Origin of the sequence: Nitrosomonas halophila (genome assembly GCF_900107165.1) — a bacterium.
Taxonomy (GTDB): domain Bacteria; phylum Pseudomonadota; class Gammaproteobacteria; order Burkholderiales; family Nitrosomonadaceae; genus Nitrosomonas; species Nitrosomonas halophila.
Map to the genome: position 1 here is coordinate 1 of NZ_FNOY01000022.1, position 24,180 is coordinate 24,180.

Annotated in this window: 19 protein-coding genes; 5 read left to right on the plus strand and 14 right to left on the minus strand. The window is 50.9% G+C overall.

Annotation, left to right across the window (positions count from 1 at the left end; genetic code table 11):
* Positions 1–261 precede the first annotated feature (261 nt).
* From BLV85_RS06930 to ribD, 4 genes are all read right to left on the minus strand, one after another.
* Complete coding sequence (locus tag BLV85_RS06930; protein ID WP_090413644.1) at positions 262–1,647, minus strand: phenylacetate--CoA ligase family protein; 1,386 nt, start codon at positions 1,645–1,647, stop codon at positions 262–264.
* Between the two features lie 221 nt (positions 1,648–1,868).
* Complete coding sequence (locus BLV85_RS06935; RefSeq protein ID WP_245725118.1) at positions 1,869–3,038, minus strand: glycosyltransferase family 4 protein; 1,170 nt, start codon at positions 3,036–3,038, stop codon at positions 1,869–1,871.
* 9 nt (positions 3,039–3,047) lie between these two features.
* Positions 3,048–4,262, minus strand: coding sequence for a TIGR04063 family PEP-CTERM/XrtA system glycosyltransferase (locus BLV85_RS06940; protein WP_090413646.1), 1,215 nt, complete (start codon positions 4,260–4,262; stop codon positions 3,048–3,050).
* Positions 4,263–4,502: 240 nt separating this feature from the next.
* Positions 4,503–5,594 (minus strand): bifunctional diaminohydroxyphosphoribosylaminopyrimidine deaminase/5-amino-6-(5-phosphoribosylamino)uracil reductase RibD, encoded by a 1,092-nt coding sequence (gene ribD, locus BLV85_RS06945; RefSeq protein ID WP_342707061.1) that lies wholly within the window; start codon positions 5,592–5,594, stop codon positions 4,503–4,505.
* Positions 5,595–5,905: 311 nt separating this feature from the next.
* On the opposite strand from ribD, the gene BLV85_RS06950 reads away from it, so the two are divergent.
* Complete coding sequence (locus BLV85_RS06950) at positions 5,906–6,433, plus strand: protein tyrosine phosphatase family protein (protein ID WP_090413703.1); 528 nt, start codon at positions 5,906–5,908, stop codon at positions 6,431–6,433.
* Positions 6,434–6,474: 41 nt separating this feature from the next.
* The gene (locus BLV85_RS06955) at positions 6,475–7,854 is read left to right on the plus strand and encodes a surface carbohydrate biosynthesis protein (protein ID WP_176973962.1); all 1,380 of its coding nucleotides are present in this window, start codon (positions 6,475–6,477) and stop codon (positions 7,852–7,854) included.
* 334 nt (positions 7,855–8,188) lie between these two features.
* Here BLV85_RS06955 and BLV85_RS06960 read toward each other — a convergent pair whose 3' ends face one another.
* The 6 genes from BLV85_RS06960 to BLV85_RS06985 all read right to left on the minus strand — a co-directional run bounded on the left by BLV85_RS06960 (position 8,189) and on the right by BLV85_RS06985 (position 14,868).
* Positions 8,189–9,322: a glycosyltransferase family 4 protein gene (locus tag BLV85_RS06960; RefSeq protein WP_090413650.1), complete on the minus strand. Its 1,134-nt coding sequence runs from the start codon at positions 9,320–9,322 to the stop codon at positions 8,189–8,191.
* 30 nt (positions 9,323–9,352) lie between these two features.
* The gene (locus tag BLV85_RS06965) at positions 9,353–9,610 is read right to left on the minus strand and encodes a polysaccharide deacetylase family protein (protein WP_090413652.1); all 258 of its coding nucleotides are present in this window, start codon (positions 9,608–9,610) and stop codon (positions 9,353–9,355) included.
* Positions 9,611–9,844: 234 nt separating this feature from the next.
* Entirely contained in the window at positions 9,845–10,987 is a 1,143-nt protein-coding gene (locus tag BLV85_RS06970) for a glycosyltransferase family 4 protein (protein ID WP_090413654.1), read from the minus strand.
* Positions 10,988–11,360: 373 nt separating this feature from the next.
* The gene (locus BLV85_RS06975) at positions 11,361–12,287 is read right to left on the minus strand and encodes a hypothetical protein (protein ID WP_090413656.1); all 927 of its coding nucleotides are present in this window, start codon (positions 12,285–12,287) and stop codon (positions 11,361–11,363) included.
* Positions 12,288–12,331: 44 nt separating this feature from the next.
* Positions 12,332–13,456, minus strand: coding sequence for a glycosyltransferase (locus tag BLV85_RS06980; protein WP_090413658.1), 1,125 nt, complete (start codon positions 13,454–13,456; stop codon positions 12,332–12,334).
* A complete protein-coding gene (locus BLV85_RS06985; protein WP_090413661.1) occupies positions 13,453–14,868 on the minus strand; it encodes a lipopolysaccharide biosynthesis protein in 1,416 nt (471 codons plus the stop codon). The genes BLV85_RS06980 and BLV85_RS06985 overlap by 4 nt, the downstream gene beginning before the upstream one ends.
* Before the next feature lie 280 nt (positions 14,869–15,148).
* Between BLV85_RS06985 and BLV85_RS15625 the strand changes: the two genes are divergently transcribed.
* From BLV85_RS15625 to BLV85_RS07000, 3 genes are all read left to right on the plus strand, one after another.
* A complete protein-coding gene (locus BLV85_RS15625) occupies positions 15,149–15,868 on the plus strand; it encodes a low molecular weight protein-tyrosine-phosphatase (protein ID WP_245725119.1) in 720 nt (239 codons plus the stop codon).
* 91 nt (positions 15,869–15,959) lie between these two features.
* Positions 15,960–17,180 carry a polysaccharide export protein gene (locus tag BLV85_RS06995; RefSeq protein WP_090413663.1) on the plus strand — a complete coding sequence of 407 codons (1,221 nt, stop codon included), beginning with the start codon at positions 15,960–15,962 and terminating at the stop codon, positions 17,178–17,180.
* Positions 17,181–17,255: 75 nt separating this feature from the next.
* A complete protein-coding gene (locus BLV85_RS07000; RefSeq protein WP_090413707.1) occupies positions 17,256–19,532 on the plus strand; it encodes a polysaccharide biosynthesis tyrosine autokinase in 2,277 nt (758 codons plus the stop codon).
* 490 nt (positions 19,533–20,022) lie between these two features.
* Here the strand turns inward: BLV85_RS07000 and dksA are convergent, their stop codons facing one another.
* The 4 genes from dksA to BLV85_RS07020 all read right to left on the minus strand — a co-directional run bounded on the left by dksA (position 20,023) and on the right by BLV85_RS07020 (position 24,165).
* Positions 20,023–20,451, minus strand: coding sequence for an RNA polymerase-binding protein DksA (gene dksA / locus BLV85_RS07005; protein ID WP_176973963.1), 429 nt, complete (start codon positions 20,449–20,451; stop codon positions 20,023–20,025).
* A gap of 273 nt (positions 20,452–20,724) precedes the next feature.
* On the minus strand, positions 20,725–22,059 hold the full coding sequence (gene rimO / locus BLV85_RS07010) for a 30S ribosomal protein S12 methylthiotransferase RimO (RefSeq protein ID WP_090413665.1): 1,335 nt from the start codon (positions 22,057–22,059) through the stop codon (positions 20,725–20,727).
* A 187-nt stretch (positions 22,060–22,246) separates the two neighbouring features.
* The gene (locus BLV85_RS07015; RefSeq protein WP_090413667.1) at positions 22,247–23,581 is read right to left on the minus strand and encodes a nicotinate phosphoribosyltransferase; all 1,335 of its coding nucleotides are present in this window, start codon (positions 23,579–23,581) and stop codon (positions 22,247–22,249) included.
* On the minus strand, positions 23,578–24,165 hold the full coding sequence (locus BLV85_RS07020) for a nicotinamidase (RefSeq protein ID WP_090413670.1): 588 nt from the start codon (positions 24,163–24,165) through the stop codon (positions 23,578–23,580). Before BLV85_RS07020 ends, BLV85_RS07015 begins: the two co-directional genes overlap by 4 nt.
* Positions 24,166–24,180: the final 15 nt, after the last annotated feature.

Genomic DNA, 24,180 nt, shown 5'->3' on the forward strand with positions numbered 1-24,180 from the left:
GCCCTGACGGGCAACTCCAAATGTATCGGTAATCTTGCTTTTTTACACAAAAACCCTGTCAAGCACTTTTTGCATTTTTTTCGCTGAATAGTTACCCATGGCATAGGCTAAACATTTCCTCATGAAGGTTCTTCAGGATCAGGCGACTGATGATCAAACCCGGATTACCCAGTTGGCCGCCATGACTGACAGTCAGCGTATTCAGAAGGCCCATGGCTACACGGTAACTTGGGAACCGGGCACAACCCGTTTGCATTCGATTCACTGCTCGGCGGGCACTGCCACCTTGCTGATCACATACCGAAACTTGCCAGATTTCTCGGCAGGCATCTCACTCACTTGCTCGACCTTGACGACGACCTGTTTACCCAGTCTGGATTGAAAGGCGGCAACAATGTGACTCGCATCTGCCTGATTCAAACTGGATGCTGTAACGATCAGGATACGCGTGAAATCCAGAGTTTCCTGGATAATTTTGAATGCCCTGATCTGCGGCATATCACGCAAAATATAAATCAAGGCCAAACCATGCATGATGGTTCCATCCTGCGCCACGACAAAATCGGTGCTGCGCCCCTGTATCTCGCGCAACAATGGCAACCCTCGGCCACAGGTGCAGCTTTTATCATCCAGCACGCCGATATCCCCTGTCCGGTAGCGTATGAAGGGAAAATCGCCGCTTGCCAGATGCGTCACAACGATTTCTCCAGCCTCACCATGGGGCAGAACACGCCCTCCTGCATCGATAATTTCCACGATAATATCCTCAGCGGTAATGTGCATGCCACCGGCCGGACATTCATGCGCAATAAAACCCGCATCGCGGCCACCATAGCCGTTGGCCACTGGGCACCCGAAAGTGGCGCCGATTTGCCGGCGCTGATCATCATATAGGCGCTCCGAGGTCACAAATGCAACCTGAATCCCTATGTCATTCATTTCCATCCCTTTTCGATCAGCATACTGCGCAATATGCGACAAAGCTGAAGGGTAACCGAACAACATTTTCGGGCGGAATCTCCGAATGGTGGCCAGAAAATGCTCCAGCTTCTGGTCCGACATTTCGAAAGCTGGCAACAGCTTGCTGCGCAAAAGATAGTCGCGCAGGCTACGCAACCGATCTTGCGCCCCGAGTTCAATTGGAGATCCCCAAAGCACAATTTCGGGATCCCCGATATCCACGCCCCACCAACGGGTGGCACGCCACTTGGCAGCGATATCGTGGCTGACTCGTTCCTTTCCGATATAAAAAACCAATGGCTCGCCACTTGATCCGCCGGTGTTGAAACGTGCCAGGCCGTGCGCATTATCGGCACGCAGCGTATCGAGATTGGCCCGTATCTTTTCCTTATCGAGCAAAGGCAAGCCCTGCAGATCCTGCAAAGAGCGAATATCGTTCGGTGCCAAACCGACTGCGCCGAACAATTTCCGATAGTAGGAAACATGTGCCTGCGCATGCGACAACAGCTGACGAAGTCCATCAAGCTGGCCTTGCACAATTTGCTCTGGCGACAGCCATTGTGAGCGCTCCATGCTCTTGCGCAGCTTGACACTGGCATGCCCCTTGAAACGCTCATGCAAGGGGAAAAGCATCCCGCTTACCCAGGCAGTATAATAATCAGATCGTCTTCTCGGAGAATCAACCATCCAGCCACTCCTGCTTCGTTATTAACCTGGAAATCTCAGCCAGACAAAATGAAACGCACATCGCCCAAGCCACAGGAATGTAGCTAAAAACCATGCAGCCCCCAGTGCATAGCATTGCCATCCATTGCACAAGTTTGCAAACAACAACTTATTCTCAGCCTCATCATCTGTCAGTCAAATTAAAATAGCGATCAACCGGGATTTCCAGGCTTAAGAGCTCGTTAATGACCCGCCAAAACTTGCCGATAAACCGCCAGCAACCGGTTACGTACCCTGGGCCATGTGTACTGTCGCACTGATTCCAGCCCTTTCTCAACCAACCGCATTGCCATTGTTCTATCGCCCAATACCGCCAGCATGGCCTCTGCCATCGCCACCGGTTCGCCAGGCGGCACCAGGAGCGCATCCCGGTTATGTGTTACCAAAAAAGGCACACCACCGACGTTAGTGCTCACCACCGGCACACCGCTTGCCAGTGCTTCCAGAATCGAGTTCGGCATATTGTCGACCAAACTTGGGTTCACCATCAGATCCGCTTGCTGATAAAGCGTCGCGATGGCCTCATTCTCGAGACGGCCGGTGAATTGCACGCTATCTGCCATTTTCAACTCGGTCACTAAGCACTCCAGCGAAGAACGTTCCGGGCCGGAACCCGCTATCGTCAATCTGGCTGCAGGCATCACCGTTTTGACACGCGCAAACGCGTGGATTGCCGTCGCAATATCGTAAATTGGCTCCAGGTTGCGCGTGACAATGATATGCGGCGCTTCCAGCCTGCGTTCTGTGCCGGCAGGCATGGAAAAACGCTCAAGATCGATGATATTGGGTACGATGATGGCCTTGATGCCGTATTTCTCGAAAACACTTTTCAGGAAAGCGGATGGCACAATGACTGCCTGGACATGTTTCAAACTTGGCTTGATCCAAAAAAAAGACCGGGCAAAGAATGCTTCAGCCTCACCGCCCCGGTAATTAATGACGACGGGTTTATGCCGCAAGCGAGCAATCCAGATAGCCGGTACAGTGAAAAGATGCCACGACCATCCAGAATTGGACATCACATGGAACAATTCGACCTTTCTGGCCGAGGTCCACAGGCATAGCAAGTAAGGAAGCAAACGAAAGATCGCGCGCACGCCTTTTATCCTGCCAATCCAGGCAGGTTGATAAGGTGCGTTGACTTGCAACAGCGTAACCTGCGCCCCTGCCTGTTGCAGCAGTCCAGCCAGCTGCCGGGTTTGATTGGCCATGCCGCCAGCAGGCGGCGGCAAAGGGCCAACCAGGCCTATCCGCAATCCTGAAATCTCCTGCCACGAGCGCTCGGATTCCTCAAAATGCTCACCGCGAACCACCCGAGACCCGAGCGCCAGAGAAGAATGAAATTTATTCACCGATTCGGCCTATTTCTTGCGTTCCGCCACCAGGCCATGATAAATCGGTTGATATTTTGCCACACTGGCCGCCCAATTACGTTCCGTCTCGACAAAATCCCGCCCAGCACGGCGCAACGCTGCCCATTGCTGGGGCGTCTTCAACAACGCACCCACTTTTTCCGCCAATGAATGCGGATCGCCTGATTGGAACAAGATACCGTTATGGCCATCCCGGATCAATTCCAGATGCCCACCCACATTTGAAGCAGCCAGCACTCGCCCCTGTGCCATGGCTTCCAGCGGCTTCAAAGGCGTCACCAAATCAGTCAAGCGCATGGAAAGTCTTGGATAAACCAGCACATCGATCAGATCATAATAGCGCTGCACCTGATCATGCGGCACGCGGCCAGTAAAAACCACTTTATCTTCGATAGCCAGCGTCTTGGTGAGTTGCCGAAGATAGCCCTCCTGCGGCCCGCCACCGACCAGTAGGACATGCAAATCGGGGTGATGCGCCAACATGAGCGGCAGCGCCCGCAGCAATATATCCAGCCCTTCGTAGGCATAAAACGAGCCAATAAAACCAATGGTGCGTTTATCCAGCAATCCCAGTTTTTGCTTAAGCGCTTCATCCGGGGCATGACTTAAGGCAAATTTATCAATATCGACTGCATTGGGGATGGTGGTGATTTTCTCGGCGGCGATACCACGCCCAATCATATCGTTACGCAAGCCTTCACAGATGGTGGTGATCGCATCCACGCGCTGCAAAGCATGATTTTCCAGACCACGCGTCAGGCGATAGCGCACCCCTCCCTCCTTGCTGGTGCCATGGTCTACTGCCGCATCCTCCCAGAATGCGCGCACCTCGTAAACAACCGGAATATGCAATTTCCGTGCAGCTCGCAAGGCTGGAATGGCATTCAGTGCAGGAGAATGGGCATGCAAGATATCTGGTTTGATGGCCTGCACGATATCCATCAGGCGCCGGCTCAAGCTGTTGATGACGGCAACCTGATTCAATACCGGTAATTTACTGATGGAGTGGGTATGTTCAGGCGTCCGGTAGAAATGCCAGTCGTCAATATTTTCTTCCAGCACACCGGCATGCTTGTGCTTGGCACTTGTTACATGGAAAGTCTCCCAACCCATGGCACGCTGCGCCTTGAGTATGGCCAGAGTCCGGAACGTGTACCCGCTATGCAGCGGTATGGAATGGTCCAGAATGTGCAAAATACGCATAACCCCAGATTCCTTAATAGATAATTGACCCAAGCGTGAACATATTGATGACTTCCCGGAAGAATACCTCGTCACGCAGCGCCGTCTTGTCGAAAGCATGATATACGAACCAAGTGGCAAGCGTATATTCAAAACAAAAGGCTTATTCTGTGTCTATGGAAGCATTCGCCCGGAACTGTCAATTATTAGAAAATCACGAAGCTGGAAATCGTGAAGTCAGACTATTCCAGCAACCAGAATTTAGCATCTGCCGGATGGTGCGCAAGCGCGCCCTACGATTCTGGCCAGCAAACGCATATCCTGCCCTATCTTCCGGACATCCTGCAGCTGCAAATTCAATTTCTCGGACAGGCTCGTGAATTCAGGAAATTCGAGCATCCCTTGTGCCGGGTTTCCCAACAGGCTGGGGGCCAGATAGCATATCAATTCATCAACCCATCCGGCCAATACCATTGCGCCACTCAGTGCCGGTCCCGCCTCGATAAGCAATTCATTGATCTCGAGCCTGGCAAGTTGTGTCAGCATGCGGCCAAGATCAACCTTTCCTGTGTTATCCGGCAAATTAAAAACCCGCGCGCCGGCATTTTCCACTAATTGTATTTTCTCTTCATCAGCCGTTGCCGTAAAAATCCAGGTTGCTCCAGCAGTTTGTAATAATTTTGCCTGCAAAGGTATTTCCAGCCGTGAGTCAACCAGCACACGCACGGGCTGCCTGTCACTATCAACATGCCGTACCGTCAGTTGCGGATCGTCACTCTTGACCGATCCGATTCCAGTCAACACGGCACAGGAACGCGCGCGCCACTTATGGCCGTCCCGGCGGGCCGCCTCGCCGGTAATCCACTGGCTATCACCGTTCTTCAGCGCAGTTCGACCATCGAGACTCGCTGCAATTTTCACTCGGACCCAGGGACGATTGCGCCGCATGCGGCTGACAAACCCAATATTCAGCGCCTCGGATTCGGCGGCCAACAGCCCGACTTGCACGCTGATGCCAGCCTGTCGCAGCAATTCCCGACCCTGCCCGTTGACTCTAGGATTGGGATCCCGCATGGCAACAACAACCCTGGCCACGCCTGCCCGTATTAGAGCCTCTACACAGGGCGGGGTACGGCCATGATGACTGCATGGTTCCAGCGTGACATAAACACTGGCGCCTTGGGCCAGTTTTCCCGCCATTTGCAGGGCATGGATTTCTGCATGAGACTCTCCCGCGCGCGCATGCCAACCCGTACCGACAACCTGATCATTATTAACGATCACACATCCCACGCGTGGATTCGGAGTCGTAGTATAAAGCCCCTTCTCAGCCAATCTCAGGGCATGTGACATATGTATATAGTCCGACTGGGAAAACACTGACTGATTCTCCTTCCAATTTTCCAAATAAGAAAAGCTTGATCTGACTGATTCAGCATTACGGTCTAAAAATACCATCTTACCCTCCGCGCGAACCTACTCTACCACCATTCAACAGGCCGGTTCCCTATAAAGGGAGGACATGGCCGCACCCGGTGTTCGGCCGCACCCCAAGGCACTGTTTTATTCAACGATTATGGCCACTTATGAAGCTCACCCTGGTTTCTACCCATTCCGTATTTATGTTACGATTGGCGGACTTTGCAACATCACTGGAGGTTAAAATGATTACCTTGCGGCAATCTGCCATCGTGCTGCTCATGGTATTGGCCGGCACGGCAAACGCTAAAGATAAAGTGCCCTATGCAACCCAAGTCAATGACCTGATGCGTTACCAGCGTGTTACCCCGGAAATCGCCACCTCGGGTGCATTGACCAATGATTCCATCAAGGAACTGGCCAAACACAGCTTCCGCACTGTGATTGACTTGCGCCCAGAAGTGGAAAACACACAAAAGGAAAAACTGGCAGTCGAAGCGGAAAATATGCTTTACGTCAATATCCCGGTTACGAACGACGGCATCGATGATGCGCAGCTGGCTGCCTTCAAGCAGGCAATTGCCCAAGCCTCTCCCCCCATTTTGCTGCATTGCGCCACCGGTAACAAAGCCGGCGCCATGTGGGCCAGCTATCGCTTGAGCGAAGGCATCTCGCCAGGCATCGCCCTGAAAGAAGGCCGTGCTTCCGGCATGAATCTTGGCTTTGAACAAAAAATCAAGCAAAAATGGTGCACAGAGCCAGCAAGCTGCTGAACCAAATATGTCAGTAACTTTTTGCAATGCGCGGAAATCGGGTGAATCCAAACAAACCCAGTTTATATCTTCCCTGTGAAACCCGGAACCGGGAATTCGAAGCCAAGCTGTTACTGGCCTGTCATGCAGCGGAACGGGGCTGGCGTGGGGTCGTGGGTGCCAAGAAGGCAATTGATCAGCGGATCGCGCGCCTGCCCAGAGGTTTATATATCAGCAAAAGCATCACCCGGCGTAACCGCTTCATCCTCGATATCGGCAAACGCCTGGGGCATATCGTCACGGCATGGGATGAAGAAGGGCTGGTTTTCGCATCACCGGAAATTTACCGTACAACCAAAGTCGGCGCCACTACCTTGACGATTCCGGAAAAATTGTTTGCCTGGGGCGAGGCCAATGCCACAGCCTGGCGCAATCATCCGGCTTTCAACGGCACACCGATCAGCATCACCGGCAACCCCCGCGCCGATCTACTTCGCCCTGAACTACGCGACTACTTTGCTGACGAAGCTCGCTCCCTGCGCAGGCATCATGGTGATTTCATCCTGATCAATACCAACTTCTCACTGGTAAACCACTTTCTACCTGGCAAGAGTTTGTACCGGCAAATGTTGCAGGCAAAGAAACAACCCATCAGCCAATATGGCAGCATCAACGGTCTGGCTTTGCATAAGGTCAAGTTATTTCAGCATTTCATCGAGATGGCTCAGGCCGTTGCGCAACGATTTCCCTGGCATAAATTGATCATTCGTCCTCATCCCTCGGAAAACCTGGATACCTGGCGTGGAATCATGGCCGGCCATTCCAATGTTGCAATCATTTATTCAGGGAATGTCGCCGCATGGCTATTGGCAACCCGTGCTCTCATCCATAATGGCTGCACTACCGGTGTCGAAAGTTTCCTGCTCGAACGGCCGGCAATCGCATATCAACCGGTCGTTTCAGAAGACTACGATTCACAACTGCCGAACACACTCAGCCTACGTGTTTCCGACCTGAATACATTGTATATGCATATCGATAATTTACTGCAAGGAAACACTTCCGGACAGGAAACACTATTGAAAAAATGCCATGCACATGCCTGCCAGCACATTGCATCCTTTGACGGTAAAAGTGCTTGCGAGCGTATTCTGGATAGCCTGGAACCCACTAAGTCTCTGCTGCTGGATCGCAAGAAACCGCCTCTCGTGGATCAGATAATCGGCTGGACCGCAGCGGAATCTCGCCGCCTATTCAAGCGCACCCAGCTTGTTCGGCGCACCACCACTGACAGCACAGGCTATCAACAGCATATTTTTCCTGCCGTGTCACAATCTCAGGTGGAAACCTATCTTCAACGTTTCAGCACGTTGCTGAATCGTTTCCATGACTTGCAAGTCGACGATCTAGGAGATTGTATTTTCGCCCTATCCAAGCAATGACAAATAACGGTTTAGGCATCTGTGAAGCACTCCCCTTCCGACGGAATCGTTTGTGATGTGATGCCTCGCGCAGTCAGCCAATTTCCCTTAAGTGTTTTCCCGGTTTCGGGAAAACAGCATGATCCCCATGCAGGCTGTAAACCTATAGAGCTTGTCATATACTAGGAGGCTGTCCGAGAATAGCGATCGTAGCGAGGGCGAAGCTGGCTGAGCGGGATTTTTCGATCATTTGAGGCGAATAGTTGTTCTATTCAACGAAAAGGATCGAAAAATCCAGCCTGGCAGGTTCGTCCGCCGTAGATCAGTCTATTCTCGGACAGCCTCCTGCGGCAGGTCAACACAATTCCGGCAGCAGTTCGCGGTAAACCTCGAGTGTTCGCTTGATCACGATGCGCTCATCGAATTCCCGCAAAACCTTTTCCCTGGCAGCCAGTCCTATACGCGATGCGAACTCGCTATCGTCCTGTAAGCGAGCAATTGCGTTCGCCAATGCTAGCGCGTCGCGCACCGGAATCAGCAAACCATCTATACCATCTGTCACGACCTCGCGGCAGCCCGGCACGTCGGTCGTCACCAGAGGCAGCGCGCAAGCTGCTGCTTCGATTAATCCCTTGGGAAGGCCCTCGCGATAACTGGGTAATACCACTATATCCACTGACTGATAAAGCGCAGGCATATCATCAACATGGCCAAGCCACTGTATCAGGCCGTTATCAACCCAGTTTCTCAGGGTTGTTTCAGGAACAGCCGCCGGATTGCCGGGATCAGGATCACCCGCCAACAAGCAGTCGACCTCGCGGCCGGCTGCTTGCAGCAATCCGGCAGCCTCGACATATTCGGCAATCCCCTTGTCCCAGAGCAGTCTCGCTGGCAAAAGCACACGCAAACGTTTATTGTTGCGCACCCCGCTCACGCGCTCAAAGCGCTGGCAATTGACTCCGGAACCAGGAATCAAACGAACACGTGCGGGACTTACCAAGCGTGCTTGCTTGAAAAGCAAGGCATCGTCTGGATTTTGCAGAATCAGGCGGGCATCGGCGCCATCCAGCGCCAGCCGCATCATGCCTTGCACAAGCGGCCGCAGAAAACGCGCCTTCAGATCATTGCTGGTGAATACATAGCCCATACCCGCCACTGCGTTCACCCGTGCCGACACACCCGACAGACGCGCAGCCAAAGATCCGTAGATTGCGCATTTGATCGTGAACCCGTGCACCAAGTCCACATGCTCATTCGCTATCAAACGCCGGAGCCAGAGTATCAATGCCACTTCACGCAATGGATTCAGGCTGCGCCGCTCCATTGGTGCAGGAATCCAGCGAAATCCAAGTGACCGCAAACGTTCGCCATAAGAGCCTGCCGGGGACACCAGAAGTACCTCGTGTCCGCTGTCACGCAAGGTCTGCGCCAATGAATAGCGAAAGTTGTAGAGATACCAGTCAGTGTTTGCAAATAGAATGATCTTCAAAGTTTATTCCTCACTTCACAATCGGCAACCTCATGCCCTGCTCATCACTTTCTTGACAAGCCTGATCACTTTTTCTTCTCCTGCCAATTTGCCTATTATTCGTGGTTCAAACCAGCGCCAGCCATCGCTCCGGCGGATAGGTATCCGTGGCACCGCATAGCGGGAAGTGTTGGTGACCGTAGCAACTTCACCACCGACAATGGTTGCCGTCTCACAATAGGCAGAAACCACCTGCCGGACCCGTTCGCTCCACAGTCCGCGAGGATAGGCAAAATCTGTTGGAATCATACCCAGCTCGGTCTAGAAACGCTTGGCTGCATGTGTCATTTCATCGGCTATTTTCTGATCAGGAAATTTGATCAGATCGGGATGGTTATGCGTATGCGAGCCGATGGAAATCAGAAAAACTCCAGGTCACCCAGCAATCATCTTTCATGCAATCCCCCTAGATTGATAAAAGAACTTATCCGCTTCGGTCCAGACACAGCAGTCGTAAACTACTCAAGGATTTCATCAAACCATCTATTCTGGTTTGTTAGCATTTGCAGTCTGCCAAACAGCTTGGTATGCCGAAACCATTGACGCAAGCGAGAAACGTTCTTCGATTCGCATTCTTGCTGCACGTTTCCGTAAATTCCAAGCATCACTGTTATTTCGTTCAACAAGCGCTGATGAAATGGCTGCAGCTAAAGCACTGGGTGTGTTGGCGGGAACCACCCAACCAGTATCTCCAACGATCAGCGCAGCATCACCCACATCCGTCGTCACACAGGGTGTACCACAAGCCATGGCTTCCGCCAGCACATTGGGAAAACCTTCACTCACACTCGACATCACATGCAGATCCAGTGCGCTCATGACAGCAGGAATATCGGTTCGCGGCCCGGCAAGCAACACCGCCTCACCCAGGCTGTATTGCATGATCATGGCTTTCAATTCGGCATTTTCTGCGGTCATGCCCGGCCCAACAAGCAGTAGGCGTGCACCGGCCCAAGTCCGGCGAATCAAGGCAAACGCCGCCAACAGCGTATTGTGGTCCTTGAGTGGATGACAACGCGCGACATACCCCAGAAGCGGTACATCCTCAGGAACACCTAACTCATCCCGAATTTTCTTGCCGCCAACCACATCCGGTGTAAAGTGTGACAGATCGCAGCCATTGCCGATCACCACCATCCGCGAGGAATCGTAACCCATGGCTGCATGAGTTTCCGTGGCCCGTTCAGCACAGCAGATAATTTTGTGTGGCATCCAGCGTGATAAATGCGCACAGATTTTTGCCACCATGATCGTACTGCGCCGGGATTTATCAGGCACCAGATCCGTATGGCGGATATTCCAAAGAATTGCCTGGTTCCCTGCCAAGCGGCCGATCATGCCACCCAGAAGATCAGCGTGATACATCCATGTCTGGATCACAGCCGGCCGTGCCTGACGGATCAGCTTCCACAATCGTAAAAAACCAGCTAGCGTAACCTTTCCTCTTGGCATGTCAAGCGTATGGACCCGCACGCCAGCAGCCGATAGCAATGGACCGTATTTTCCGGAATCTGTGAGGCAGATCACTTCATACTGCTCTGGGTTTTGAATACACAACCGATACAGCACAGATTCTGCACCGCCATTGCCGAGGGTAGTAATGATATGAAGTGTTGGAATATTCATAATTGGGGCTTACTCAAAAAATATTTCTTACGATCGTTTGTGATTTAAAATTAACAGCCAATTGTTTTATAAAGAATATTATTTCTAACAATACGCGGTTTAATATGATTAATTGAGCATGGGTGAGCTTGCGTTCAAATCAAGTGCAAGGGTTTCCGCATAATTTGTTCAAAAACCTTGCACTTAAACATTGATTTATACGATATTTCAATTCAGAAACAACAATTTATACTTTCTGAGCACGCTCTAATTGACTATTTTTTGGCTTGGGAGATTCTGGGCTTGCCCCTGCAATCGTTGTTAGAAAACAAAAAACACCCTCATTGAAATACGTGATTATTTATAAAGAATATTTCAATAATTTCCTCTCTGGCTAAATGACATTTAACCAAAACAACCACTGAAGAGCGGTATATGCCACAAAAGCTGTCAGTATCAATGGCTTAATCCCACGATCTATTGTCAATACGCTCGAAACGAGAAAAGGGAACATGGTTGCGAGGAAGCGGGTTGAGTAGCCACCGGTAAAAAGATTTGTCGTAACCAGTGAAAGAATGACTGCGGAAATTGACTGTGCTTTGCTCAACGCATGTTTTTTTGCGTGCAAAATGAGCGCAATCAGTAATCCAGACCAAAATGAAATATACAAAAAAGTACTCGATTGATCCGGATAATGGACTCTGCGGTCCCCTAGAAGCGCCAGAATAATTTCCCGGAGAGGACCAATCAGCAGGGAAACAAAAACGCCCAAGCCAACAAAAAACCCTATCGCACCCAGCCCACTTTTGCCATGCCTGGCCATATATCGTTGACCAAAATGCACACATGCATTGATCACAATGAATATCGATGCCGCAGTATGAAATAACAAAGCGATGCCAGCGAAAGCGTATGCCAGCGAAGATCGGCGTACAAGAAACGCCGCCCCGAGGCAAGCAATCGCAAGTGCCGATCGAAACTGGGAAAAAGCAAGATCAATCACGAGCGGGTTGATCAACAACAACAAAGATAATGTGCCATGCTGTTTCACTAGGTAAAGTGAAAAGACCGTGAGCAGGAAGGCCGAGATCGCGAGAAATATATAATCCAAAGGTATTTCCAGCTCATGCACCAGGAAGTGCACTGAGAAATGCCAGAGAAATTCGTGGATGAAATAATCGATCACACTTTCGAATTCACGGAATTCCAGAATCAATTTTCCATACAGGAAATACTCATAGTAGACTTGTTTATCTCGGAATGCCTCGCCCCGCAGCGCCTCCCATGGAACGGACAGCATGGCTGCGACGAATATCAGCATGCATGCATACTGCAGACATGTCCTATTCACTCTCATCGGCAGGCTCAGCAACAGACTGTGTTGTTGTTAAGGCCACCCTTAAATAATTCATCCTCATAGGCATCCAATATTTTGGACGGCGAGAATTCCTCCAAGCGATCATCGAAGTTGATTAATTTCGGTGCATCGAGATTCCTGACAATTGAACCGGCAAGTGCCTCAGCATCTCCAACCTGGACCAGATCCCCCCATTTACCATGCTCAAGAATCTCACTCGGGCCACTTTTACAATTGGTACTGACAACTCTTGTTCCGCATGCCATCGCCTGAAGCAATACGCCAGGCAGACCTTCCCATGCCGATGACAATACAAATAACTGCGCACGCCTCATATACTGAAAGGGATTGTTTGCAAAGCCGGGCATGGATACACAATCATCAAGACCAAGCGTCTTGACCAGCGCCTCTAGTTCATTGCGGCATTCCCCTTCACCAAGAATCACCAGTCTGGCAGCTTGTTTTTGCCTGACTCGCGCAAATGCGCGAATCAATGTCTTGTGGTCCTTGGCGGCTGTGAGCCTGCCAGCCGCAAGCACGATAGGCAAGCCATCCTCCCGGAACCATGGGTGCTCAGGTGGTTCCAGACTAAGTCCTCGAATGCGTTCACAGTCAATTGGGTTGTAGATAACGCGTACAGCATTTTGCGACACTCCAATACGCTCCGAAAGTGCGTGAGCCGATCCCTCCGAAACGGCAACAATGGAATCTGCAAACCGATATGTTTTTGTCATCATAAAGGGGAGCAAACGGGAGCGTCCCGTGCGATTTCTAATTACTTCGTCACTCAGGGTGCTGCGTTCCGATACGACCAGACGCGTCCCGACGCCGCTCAGCTGCTTGGCAACTGCAGCGATCACGTTTGCATGCCCGAGTGCCGATAACATGGCCATCGGCCGAGATTGGCGAAGATATCGCATCAATGGCAGCAAACTCAATGCCACTCGACTTGAACCTAGATCGACTACCCGAACGTTAGCTGCCACTTCCTCGAGATACGGCCCCACTGCTTGCGCAAGGACAAGATCTGTCCTGAACCCTCGTGCTGCAAACCCATTTGCCAGCGTGACCATAACGCGCTCCGCACCCCCTCCCCTCAAAGAGGGGAGGAAAATGGCAATATGTTTAGTCATGAGAAATATCTCCGTAAGACTTCGCTACGATACCCCCCGGCATCGATCGCGAGCACAGCACAGCCAAAAGTCACCACACCCAGGACAACCTGTCCCAATAGCACAAGCAGACCTGAATAAGCGAGTGTCGGTGACAGAACCAGGACCATGAGAATGGTGGAAAGAAGTATCTTTAATGCATCCTGCCAAGGTAATGGCAACTGAAAATACTTTAGTGAAATCAAGCCGCTCAGCAATAACGCCAGGCCATAGGCAATGGCTGTCGCATAGGCCGCGCCTAATACACCAAATTCGGGGATGAGCAGGATATTGAGCACGAGATTGGTACCCGCCGCTGCAGCAACAATCCAAGTCTGGATGATGGTCCTTCGACCTAGCTGAAAAGCAAGATCAAAATAATAGGCCCGGAAACCGGCAAAAAGCACCGATATTGCCACCCATGGAAGGAGGGATGCTGCTTGTTCACGGAAATCCGCACCCAGAACAATATCCGCGATATGACTCGAAAGCAGCATGAATCCTGCGATGGATGGCAAGCCAATACTCAACAATAAAATTGCGTTTCGGCGCAGCTGCGCCTGTGCTGCTGCCACCCCATGCTGCTCGAGAGCACGCACTGCCAGCGGATATGCCGCCAGATTGATCGTGCTCAATAAAATTATCAGCGTATGGCTACCAAGATCGTATGCCGCTGAATATAGCCCGGCAGCAGCTTCATCCAAAAAATATACAACCAGAAAGCGATCCGAAGTGCTGATGATGTATCCAAGCGCGAATGTGGCAGTAAGCGGCATGCCATACTTCAGGAAACTCATAAACAACTGGTTAGATGGCTGGGTGAATGCCTTGGTCCATGGTTTCCACCCCCATATCAGACCGACGATGAGCAAAGCGGCAAGCATGCCAAGCAAGGGGCCAAATTCACCAAGCCCCCACATAACGAAGCAAACACCCAACACCAGCGCGCTTACGGCCTTTGTCGTTGCCACCGTACCGTAACGCCTGGGTTGCAGCGAGCTACGGGCTAGCTCCAGATTGAGCTCGATCCATGCATGCATCCAGAGTAGCGGGATGGCAAGCGCAATCAGGTTTTTCCAGGTGGTCTCTGCCGACAGCAAAACAATGGTGGCGCCCAATAAACCAGTAAGAAAAACTATGCCAGCAAAAGCACACAAAAGAGTGCCCAGCACTGGATTCGGATTGGTGAGGTGCGACGGCAGAAATCGAAGCAATGAGGATCTGAGCCACTGGAAGAAAACGACATTGAAAAAGCTTATTCCAGCAATGACTAATGCATAGCGCCCGTATTCATCGGGATTGAGCAGGCGCGTGTAAATTGCAAGTGCGGCAAAATTCACCAGACCCGGGCCACCGCGTGCCAGCAGATAGGCGATACTATGTCTCAACAGCATTGGCGTCTAGGTCGTAATGAGATTTATCTGGATAAGCAGTGCGGTTAGTATCAGCCATCCGTCACCAGCCATGTAACAAGTAGTCGAACACGCAACAGATCCTGATTGCAAATGCTGACGATTCGACTATAGCCATTTCCGGTTCGGAACATTCCGGTGAAGATAGCTGTTTTTGCCCTACTATTCACCGCTTGTAAAACCCTGTATTTGTTGCACCATATATCTTGAAGGGCGTGCAAGGTATGGCGCAGAGATGATCCTGACTTCCTCAGTTGGGTACTTGCTGGAAAATGAGCATCATCAGCTACTGAATATTTTCTTAAAGCAAACTTCAATCTTTGAATACATTGGCTTCGGTGCAGTTTGCAGTTTGCCCGGCACCTGCAAAAACCGAGCATTCCATTCCACACAACTGAGAAATCCAGCATGCAAAATATACCGCCATCCACACACAAGCCCTTCCATAATAACCAGATACAGGTTGACTATTCACACTGTGATTCTGCATATTTTTTGGGCAGATGTATCCCGCTTTGATTGCAATTACGGAAAATCGAGATTGTTCAGCAAAATACTAATGGTTTGTGTCGGCAATATCTGCAGAAGTCCGATGGCTGAGGGAATCCTGAAACATGCTTTGGATGAAAAAGGCAAAACCGGCTATTTCGTCGACTCTGCTGGATTGGGTGCGTTGACGGAACAGCCCGCTGATCCAAATGCCTGTCAGCTCTTGCTGCAAAAAGGAATAGATATTTCCGCCCACCGCGCCCGTCAAATATCGAGTGACATGATACACAGCGCCGATCTCATTCTGGTAATGGAAGCATGGCAAAAAACTGCGATTGAAACTCGCGCACTCAGCGCGAAGGGTAAAGTGTTTCGCCTGGGGAAATGGGGAAAATTTGATATTAACGACCCCTACCAGAAAGAATTATCGGTTTTCATTCAGTCGATGACACTTATCGAACAGGGTGTAACGCAATGGGTCGAGAAATTGTAACCCCTGGACAGTGCAATTTGCATTCAATTCCATCGGTCTGCTCAAACTGCCATTAAATGATTTGTCATAAAGAGCCTCTCTTCTATCCAGTATGAATTTACGGCAAGCAAGAACCTATCTTTGCATCCTGGCCTTATGCCAGGCGGCTGCCTGCACGATCGTGCCTGGGCAGCATGTAAGGCAATTCGCCAGGCAATCCAGCGTGAAAATGCCGACCAAGGAAAATGATGAGGTCATTCTCAAGAAACTCAACATCCAGACCATCAATGCCGAGCTGATCATCGAGCTCGAAAAGAACCACAGTAATTTCAGTCTTGCCCCCGACAATGTTGCCAACCACTATTTCGATTACCGAATCGGTTCGAAAACCGTCAAGGGGGTGCCTACTGAGGATGAACCTTACACACAATATCGAGTCGGCCCACGGGATATTCTCAACATTACTGTATGGGATCATCCTGAACTGACCATCCCGGCTGGCCAGTTCCGTTCAGCCGAGGCGGCAGGCAATGTTGTCGGTGAGGACGGCACGTTTTTCTACCCCTATGTCGGTATCGTCCAGGCAGCAGGCCGCACAGTCGAAGAAATTCGCGAAGAATTGACCCGGCGACTATCGAAATACATAGAGTTTGTACAGCTGGATGTCAGGGTGGCCGCCTATCGCAGCCAGCGGGTGTATGTGGTGGGGGAAGTCACACAACCCGGCATTCAACTGGTCAAAGATATTCCGCTGACCGTACTGGAAGCGATCAACAATGCCGGCGGCGTGAATCATGAGGCCGATTTGCGTAATATCACACTGACTCGCGACAAGAAAACCTACAGTATCAATTTGCTTAACCTCTATGAAGGTGGCGATATCACCCAGAATGTATTGCTTCAACATGGGGATGTGCTGAATGTGCCCGATAGCGCGTTGAATAAGGTGTTCGTGTTGGGCGAAACCAACTTCCGGGTCCTGGGCGGCGCGGGAATGGGCCGTTCACGCAGCCTCGTCATGCACAAGGCGCGCATGACTCTGACCGAAGCGCTCAGCGAGGCAGGTGGGCTTGACCAGGAAACTTCCGATGCAGCCAGAATCTTTGTTTTCCGCGGAGGACTGGGCAAACCGGAGATCTATCACCTGGACGCAAAATCGCCTGACGCCCTGCTGCTGGCAGACCGTTTCCCGCTCCAACCGCGAGATGTCATCTACGTTGACCGGGCCGAAGGCATACGCTGGAATCAGATTATTGGACAAATACAGCCTACGATCAATCTGTTGAATGCTTTCGATGGCGCACTTAGAGTCCAGCCCTTCCTGAAACAGTAATTACTGATCCTGAATAGAAAACATAGCCATTCAAATGAAGTTAGTTCAATGCAATTTTATGAACCGGACGCAAACATGACATACTCGATACCCGAAGCCCAACCACCCACCTTGCCCAAAGCCAGTCCTGATTATTCCATCAACCAGAATAGCGACGAAATTGATCTTGGCGAACTGCTAGGCACCCTGGCGGATAATAAAGGGTTGATTGTAGCAATCACGTTAGTTGCGCTCTTCTTCGGTATCGCCAAGTCTTTGCTGGATCAGCCGGTATATAAGGCGGACAGTCTGCTGCAGGTCAAGGAAAATACGCAATCTATGGCCGGGCTAGATTCACTGACGGGCTTCCTTGAGACCAAAACACCTGTGCAGGCTGAAATTGAATTGATCAAATCGAGAATGATATTGGGCAAAACCATCAAAAATCTCCATCTCGACATTATTGCAGAACCCAAATATTTCCCATTGATTGGAAAAGCCATTGCCCGTTGGCACCAGAAACGCAACGATGGCGATATTCTCTCCGATCCGCTGTTCGGACTTGACCATTTTGCTTGGGGAGGAGAAGTCATTCAGGTTGACACACTGGAAATGCCGGATAACTGGAAAGATGAAGAAATTGTTTTACAAGCCACGGCAAATGACCGATTTAAGCTCATTTTTCAGGATGAAATAATTCTCGAAGGTGAAGTTGGAAAACTGGCTCATACCCAGCAAGTCAATCTTGAGCAACCAGTGAGAATATTCGTTGCACGCTTGCAGGCGCGCCCGCACACACGCTTCGCCTTGGTACAACGCTCAGAGGGCGAAGCAATCCGTCGTTTGAAAGAAAGCATTTCCATCAGCGAGAAAGGTAAAGGTACTGGCATTCTCGAACTGGCGATCGAGTCGAGTAGCCCGGCAGCAGCCGTACGCATCATCAATGAAATTGCGAATACCTACCTGCAGCAAAACGTCGAACAGAAATCTGCCGAATCACAGAAAACCCTGGCGTTTCTGGAGAAGCAATTGCCCGAACTCAAAGAACAACTAGAAACGGCCACCTCCACTCTGAATGATTACAGAACCCATAAGGGTTCCATCGATCTGGACCTGGAAACCCAGAATATCCTGCGCGGTACAGTTGAGTTGAATACTCAGCTCACCTTATTGCAACAAAAACGGGATGAATTACGCCAGAGATTCACCGAATCCCACCCGAATGTCGTGGCGATAGACAAGCAGATCAGCCGTCTGCAAACGCAAATTAGCGCTTACGAGAAAAAAATCGGGTTGCTACCAGAAACCCAGCAAGTCATATTGAGGCTATCGCGCGATTTGAAAGTCAGCACGGAACTCTATACTACCTTGCTCAATCATGCCCAAACCATACGCGTGGCCAAAGCAGGCACCGTTGGCAATGTCAGGATTATCGATTATGCCCTGCCACCCGACGAACCGGTTAGACCCAAGAAACTGCTGATCATAGCCATCGCATTGGCTGCGGGATTAATGCTGGGCATAGTGGCTGCATTCATTCTCCGATCACTTAATCGAGGAGTCAAGGATCCCGATTTAATCGAAAAAATCCTGCATATACCCGTTTATGCGACCATCCAGCACAGCAAGAATCAAAAAACAATTGATAAAAGACTGAAACATGCACCCTCCCCAGCCAGCAATTCCACGCCTCTGCTCTTGTCCCTGCAATACAAGGAAGATCTTGCGATGGAAAGTCTGCGCAGCCTGCGTACCACCCTGCACTTTGCCTTCCTGGAAGCACGTAACAACATCATCATGATTACCGGCCCCAGCCCCGGAATTGGCAAAACCTTCGTTGCTGTCAATCTTGCCGTAGTCATGGCGGATGCCGGCAAGAAAGTATTGCTAATCGATGGAGATTTGCGCAGGGGCGTAGCCAATAAACACTTATTTCAGGAAAGAGCAAACGGCCTGTCTGATCTCATTACGCATTCCATCGGGATAGAAGAAGCCATCAGATCCATCCCATTGGCAAACATCGATTTCATTCCCACCGGAGCCATCCCTCCGAATCCTTCGGAACTGTTGTTGCATGAACATCTCAGGCAACTGCTGGATACCGTCAGCACACGATATGATTTGGTGATTATCGACTCACCACCCATTCTGGCAGCTACCGATGCGGCAATTATCGGTCGCCTGGCGAGTGCAACACTGATGGTGGCCAAGGCTGGCGCGCATCCGATACGAGAACTTGAACAGAGTACCCGAAAACTCGTTCAGGCTGGCGTCAATCTGAAAGGCATTATTTTCAATGATATTCCCGAAACTTCATCACGCCATAGTTATGGCAGATACGTCTATCAATACCATTACCAAAGCCAAAAATAAATCGATAACGGGATGTGATCAATTATTTGACTTCGCCCGGCTGTCCGAGAATAATCATGCAGCAGCATGGTACGTGTCGATACATACTACTTTTTCTAAAAGCTATCGGCAACCTCCCCTGTTACCTGCTTGGCATGGCACCCAGCATTCAGGTCAGGTTGACGTTGGGCTGGATGGCCGAGGCAAATGTTCATCATTCACGAAGCTAAAAATTTCGGCACCAGACTTGCCCCGACTACCGTAATTTAACATCGGCCGGATGGTGCGCAAGCGCACCCTTGTGGCTGGATGACTTCGCTGCGCTCGTCACGAACAGTAAAAATTACCGTCGTCCTTGGCTAGGCCCAACGGACCACGCCCATCCAGATGGTCTCCGCCAACCCTATCTCGACACAATAACCATAACGTTGACGGAGCAGACCAATACAGAAATTACCAAACAGTCTCTTAAGCATGTAATAGAGGCTGAAGTCGGTGGCACCATAAACAATTATTTAGCCATCTGCTTTTCGCGGATTTCATCCAGCGTTTTACAATCGATGCAGAGCGAGGCAGTCGGTCTGGCTTCCAATCGTTTCAAACCAATCTCGACGCCGCATTTCTCGCAGTAACCATAATCACCCGAGTCAATCTTATGAAAGGTCTCATCGATTTTTTTTATCAGCTTACGTTCTCGATCACGGTTACGTAATTCCAAGGCCATATCGGATTCCTGACTGGCTCGGTCGTTGGGATCGGCAAAGATCGTCGTCCCTTCCTGCATCACATGGACTGCACGGTCTATTTCCCTGCACAATTCAGCTCTCTGGGCCTCCAGTATTTTTCGAAAATGCAACAGCTGCTCGGGACTCATATACTCCTCACCCTTTTTTGGTTCATAAGGAGCTATCGATTTATGTGACTCCAATTGCATGTTCATGCTCTGCAACACTCCTGATTATTATATTATAGGGGAAAAATAGAACCGCTCATCAATACCAGAAAACCCCATTATTATCAAGTGGCGCGAAACATATTACATTCCACTCGTCTATGGCGCAGCAATCGCATATGTTCAGCTGGATGTATGAAGTGCATGATAATCCCTCGCCAGTGTTATGGTGCGCGAGCGCGTCTTGCGTACAATATACAATGCTTGTGCTGCGGCTGGAAACCTGCTGGCATGTCGACACACCGCAAAACTTGCACCATGTCAAACAAGCGTGGCCCACAAATCATGGGTATCGGTTCGGGTAATGCGCACATCGACCCAGTCTCCTGCTTTGAGTGGCAAGTCACTATCGATATAAACCAACCCATCGATTTCCGGCGCATCGGCAGAACTGCGGCCTATTGCGCCATTCTCATCGACAGCATCCACCAGCACACGAAGTGTCTGGCCTAACTTACCAGCCAGCCGCTCCCGGCTAATCTCCTCCTGCAATTGCATCAGGCGCGCCAACCGTTCCTGCTGCAATTCGGGAGGAATCGGGTCAGGCAAGGCATTGGCAGCGGCCCCTTCGACCGGAGAGTAGGTGAAAGCCCCCACCCGGTCGAGTTGCGCCTGCTCAAGAAAAGCAAGCAGCTCTTCGAATGCCTGCTCGGTTTCGCCCGGGAAACCGACGATGAACGTACTGCGCAACGTTATCTCGGGACAAATAGCCCGCCAGTGCTTTATCCGCGCCAGCACATTCTCGCTATTAGCCGGACGCTTCATCGACTTCAAGATGCGCGCATTGGCATGCTGAAAAGGAATATCCAGATAGGGCAGAAGCCTGCCTTCAGCCATCAGGGGAATCAATTCATCGACATGCGGATAGGGATAGACATAATGCAGGCGTATCCAAATCCCCAATTCCCCAAGCACCTGGGCCAGCTCGGTTATTCTCGTCCGGACCGGCCTGCCTTGCCAGAATCCGGTCCGGTATTTGATATCCACGCCATAGGCGCTGGTATCCTGAGAAATGACCAGCAGTTCTTTGACACCGGCATCGGCCAAGTTCTGCGCCTCCTGCAACACCTCGCCGACTGGCCGGCTGACCAGATTCCCGCGCATACTGGGAATAATGCAAAATGTGCAGCGGTGATTACAGCCCTCGGAAATCTTGAGATAGGCATAATGCTTGGGAGTCAGCCTGATGCCCTGAGGGGGCACCAGATCAAGGTAGGGATCATGTGGCTTGGGCAGATGATGATGAATGGCTTCCATCACTTCCTCGGTCGCTTGCGGCCCGGTCACGGCCAGCACTTTGGGATGTATTTGCCGGATAATGTCGCCCTTGGCGCCAAGACACCCGGTAACCACCACTTTCCCATTTTCGGCCAAGGCTTCACCGATCGTTTCCAGCGACTCCGCAATGGCGCTATCGATAAAACCACAGGTATTGACCACAACCAAATCGGAATCGGCATAACTCGATGAAATCAAATAGCCTTCTGCACGCAGGTGAGTCAGAATACGCTCAGAATCAACGGTCGCTTTGGGGCATCCCAGCGATATAAAACCAACCCGTGGAATTTTGGGTTGCAAGCTTGAAGCAAATGTCATTCAGATTCCAGTATTAAAATTATATTAAAGCTTGAATTTCCAGTTGGATGGGCTGAAAAACCCCATTTATAGGTCACAGAACAAGATAAAACGCCACGGAATGATCAACCGGGCGAATATAAACACAACAATTCATTCTTTCATAACAATAGATTAGCTAGAATATCGATCAATCGGGATTTCCAGATCAAACGATCCGGGTATCGAGTTCACTCGCCAGTGCCTGCAATGCGTTCGAAATTGTAACCGGATATGCCGCGCTTTTTTTCAAGCCGCGCAAGCCAGCTGGCAAAACAGTGTAATTTTGCAAAGTTTGCTGACGCATGGCTTGCAAATCCGGAGAGGCTTGGATACGCACACCTTGCCGCATGACAGGCTGCAGCAGCGGCTGACCCGGTTGGGGGTCATTCTCTTCGAGTGCGACGATGTCTGCCAGCATCCCGCCATGCTCATCGAATCGGCGGTAGACCTGTTTTCTGCCCGGCCAGGTGGCCTTACCCTCGGAGCGTTTGCGGCGCGGCACACCGGCGTATTCCTGGAGCTTATAGACACAATCAAAAGCCGGGACATCGATGGAAATATCCAGTGCCGTGCCGATTCCGAAACCATCGATCGGCGCGCCCGAGGCTAACATATCGCTTAACCGGTATTCATCCAGATTACCACTGGCGAAAATCTGCGCTTGCTGCAACCCGCCTCTATCCAATATCTGCCTTACCTCAAAAGCATGCATAGCCAAATCGCCACTGTCCAGACGCACACCCTTGATGTGGATCGGTTCTGTTGCCAGTTTATGGGCAAGACGAACCACTTTGGAAGCAGCCGCTTCAGTATCATAGGTATCGATCAGCAAAATCGCATTATCCGGGTGTGAACGTGCAAAATGTTCAAAGGCAGTCGCCTCATCGGCATGTGCCTGTATAAACGAATGCGCCATCGTGCCATAGAGCGGCACGTCATATAAAGCACCCGCCAGCACGGTTGCGCTGCCGGAAAATCCTGCCAGATAGCTGGCGCGCGCCGCCAGCAATGCAGCTTCCGCACCATGGGCGCGCCGCATACCGAAATCCACCAGCAGTTTTCCGGGGGCGGCCAAAACCGAACGGGCAGCCTTCGAAGCGATCAGACTCTGGAAATGCAGCAAATTAATGATGCGTGATTCGACCAGCTGCGCTTGTGGCAGAGGGGCCGTCACGCGCAGAATGGGCTCATTCTGAAAAAAGAGGGTCCCCTCCGGCATGGCATGCACATCACCGCTGAAACTGAAATGTTCAAGATAGTCAATAACCGGTGTTGGGAACCGTTCTGCCAGCCACGCCAGTTCCTCTGCCGTGAATCGCATCTGCTCAAGAAAATCGGCCACCTGCTCCAAGCCAGCCGCCACCATGAAATTACGCTCTGGCGGAAGCTTGCGCATAAACAACTCGAACACGGCCGTATCGTGCATACCTTGCTCAAGATAGCTTTGCAGCATCGTGAATTGGTAGAGATCGGCCAATAGCGGACTGGATATCGGGTTCATGGCTGTAGTCTCCCATAGTCAATCAAATGCGCACCTGACTGGCGCATTTCCTGAATTGCCTGCGCACCGTCATCCGGCTGCAGATTGATTGCACGCACCCCATCTTCCAACACAAATACACGATACCCTTTACGTAAAGCATCTTTGACCGTTTGTAAAACACAATATTCGGTTGCAATGCCAGCGATGAACAATCGGCGCACACCAAGGGCGCTAAGCAAGCTATCCAGCGCTGTATCCTCGAAACCAGAATAAGCCTCTTTTTCCTGGGCAGTTGCCTTGGATATGACATGCGTTCCAGGTGGCCAGTTGAGCGCCGGATGAAAATCCGCGCCAGGCGTATGGGCGATGCAATGTGGCGGCCAGATACCTCCCTGTTGAACAAAAGAGCAATGATTTGCCGGATGCCAGTCGCGCGTCGCGAATACAGGCAAATTGCCTGCCTCAAACCGGGCCATATATTGGTTGAGCAGGGGAATGATGACGTCCCCCTCTGGCACAGCCAAGCTTCCGCCTGGCAGGAAGTCATGCTGCATATCGGCTATGATCAAGGCATCATCATGCTCGAGCGTGACAGGTTCCATCAGCAGTACCCGCTC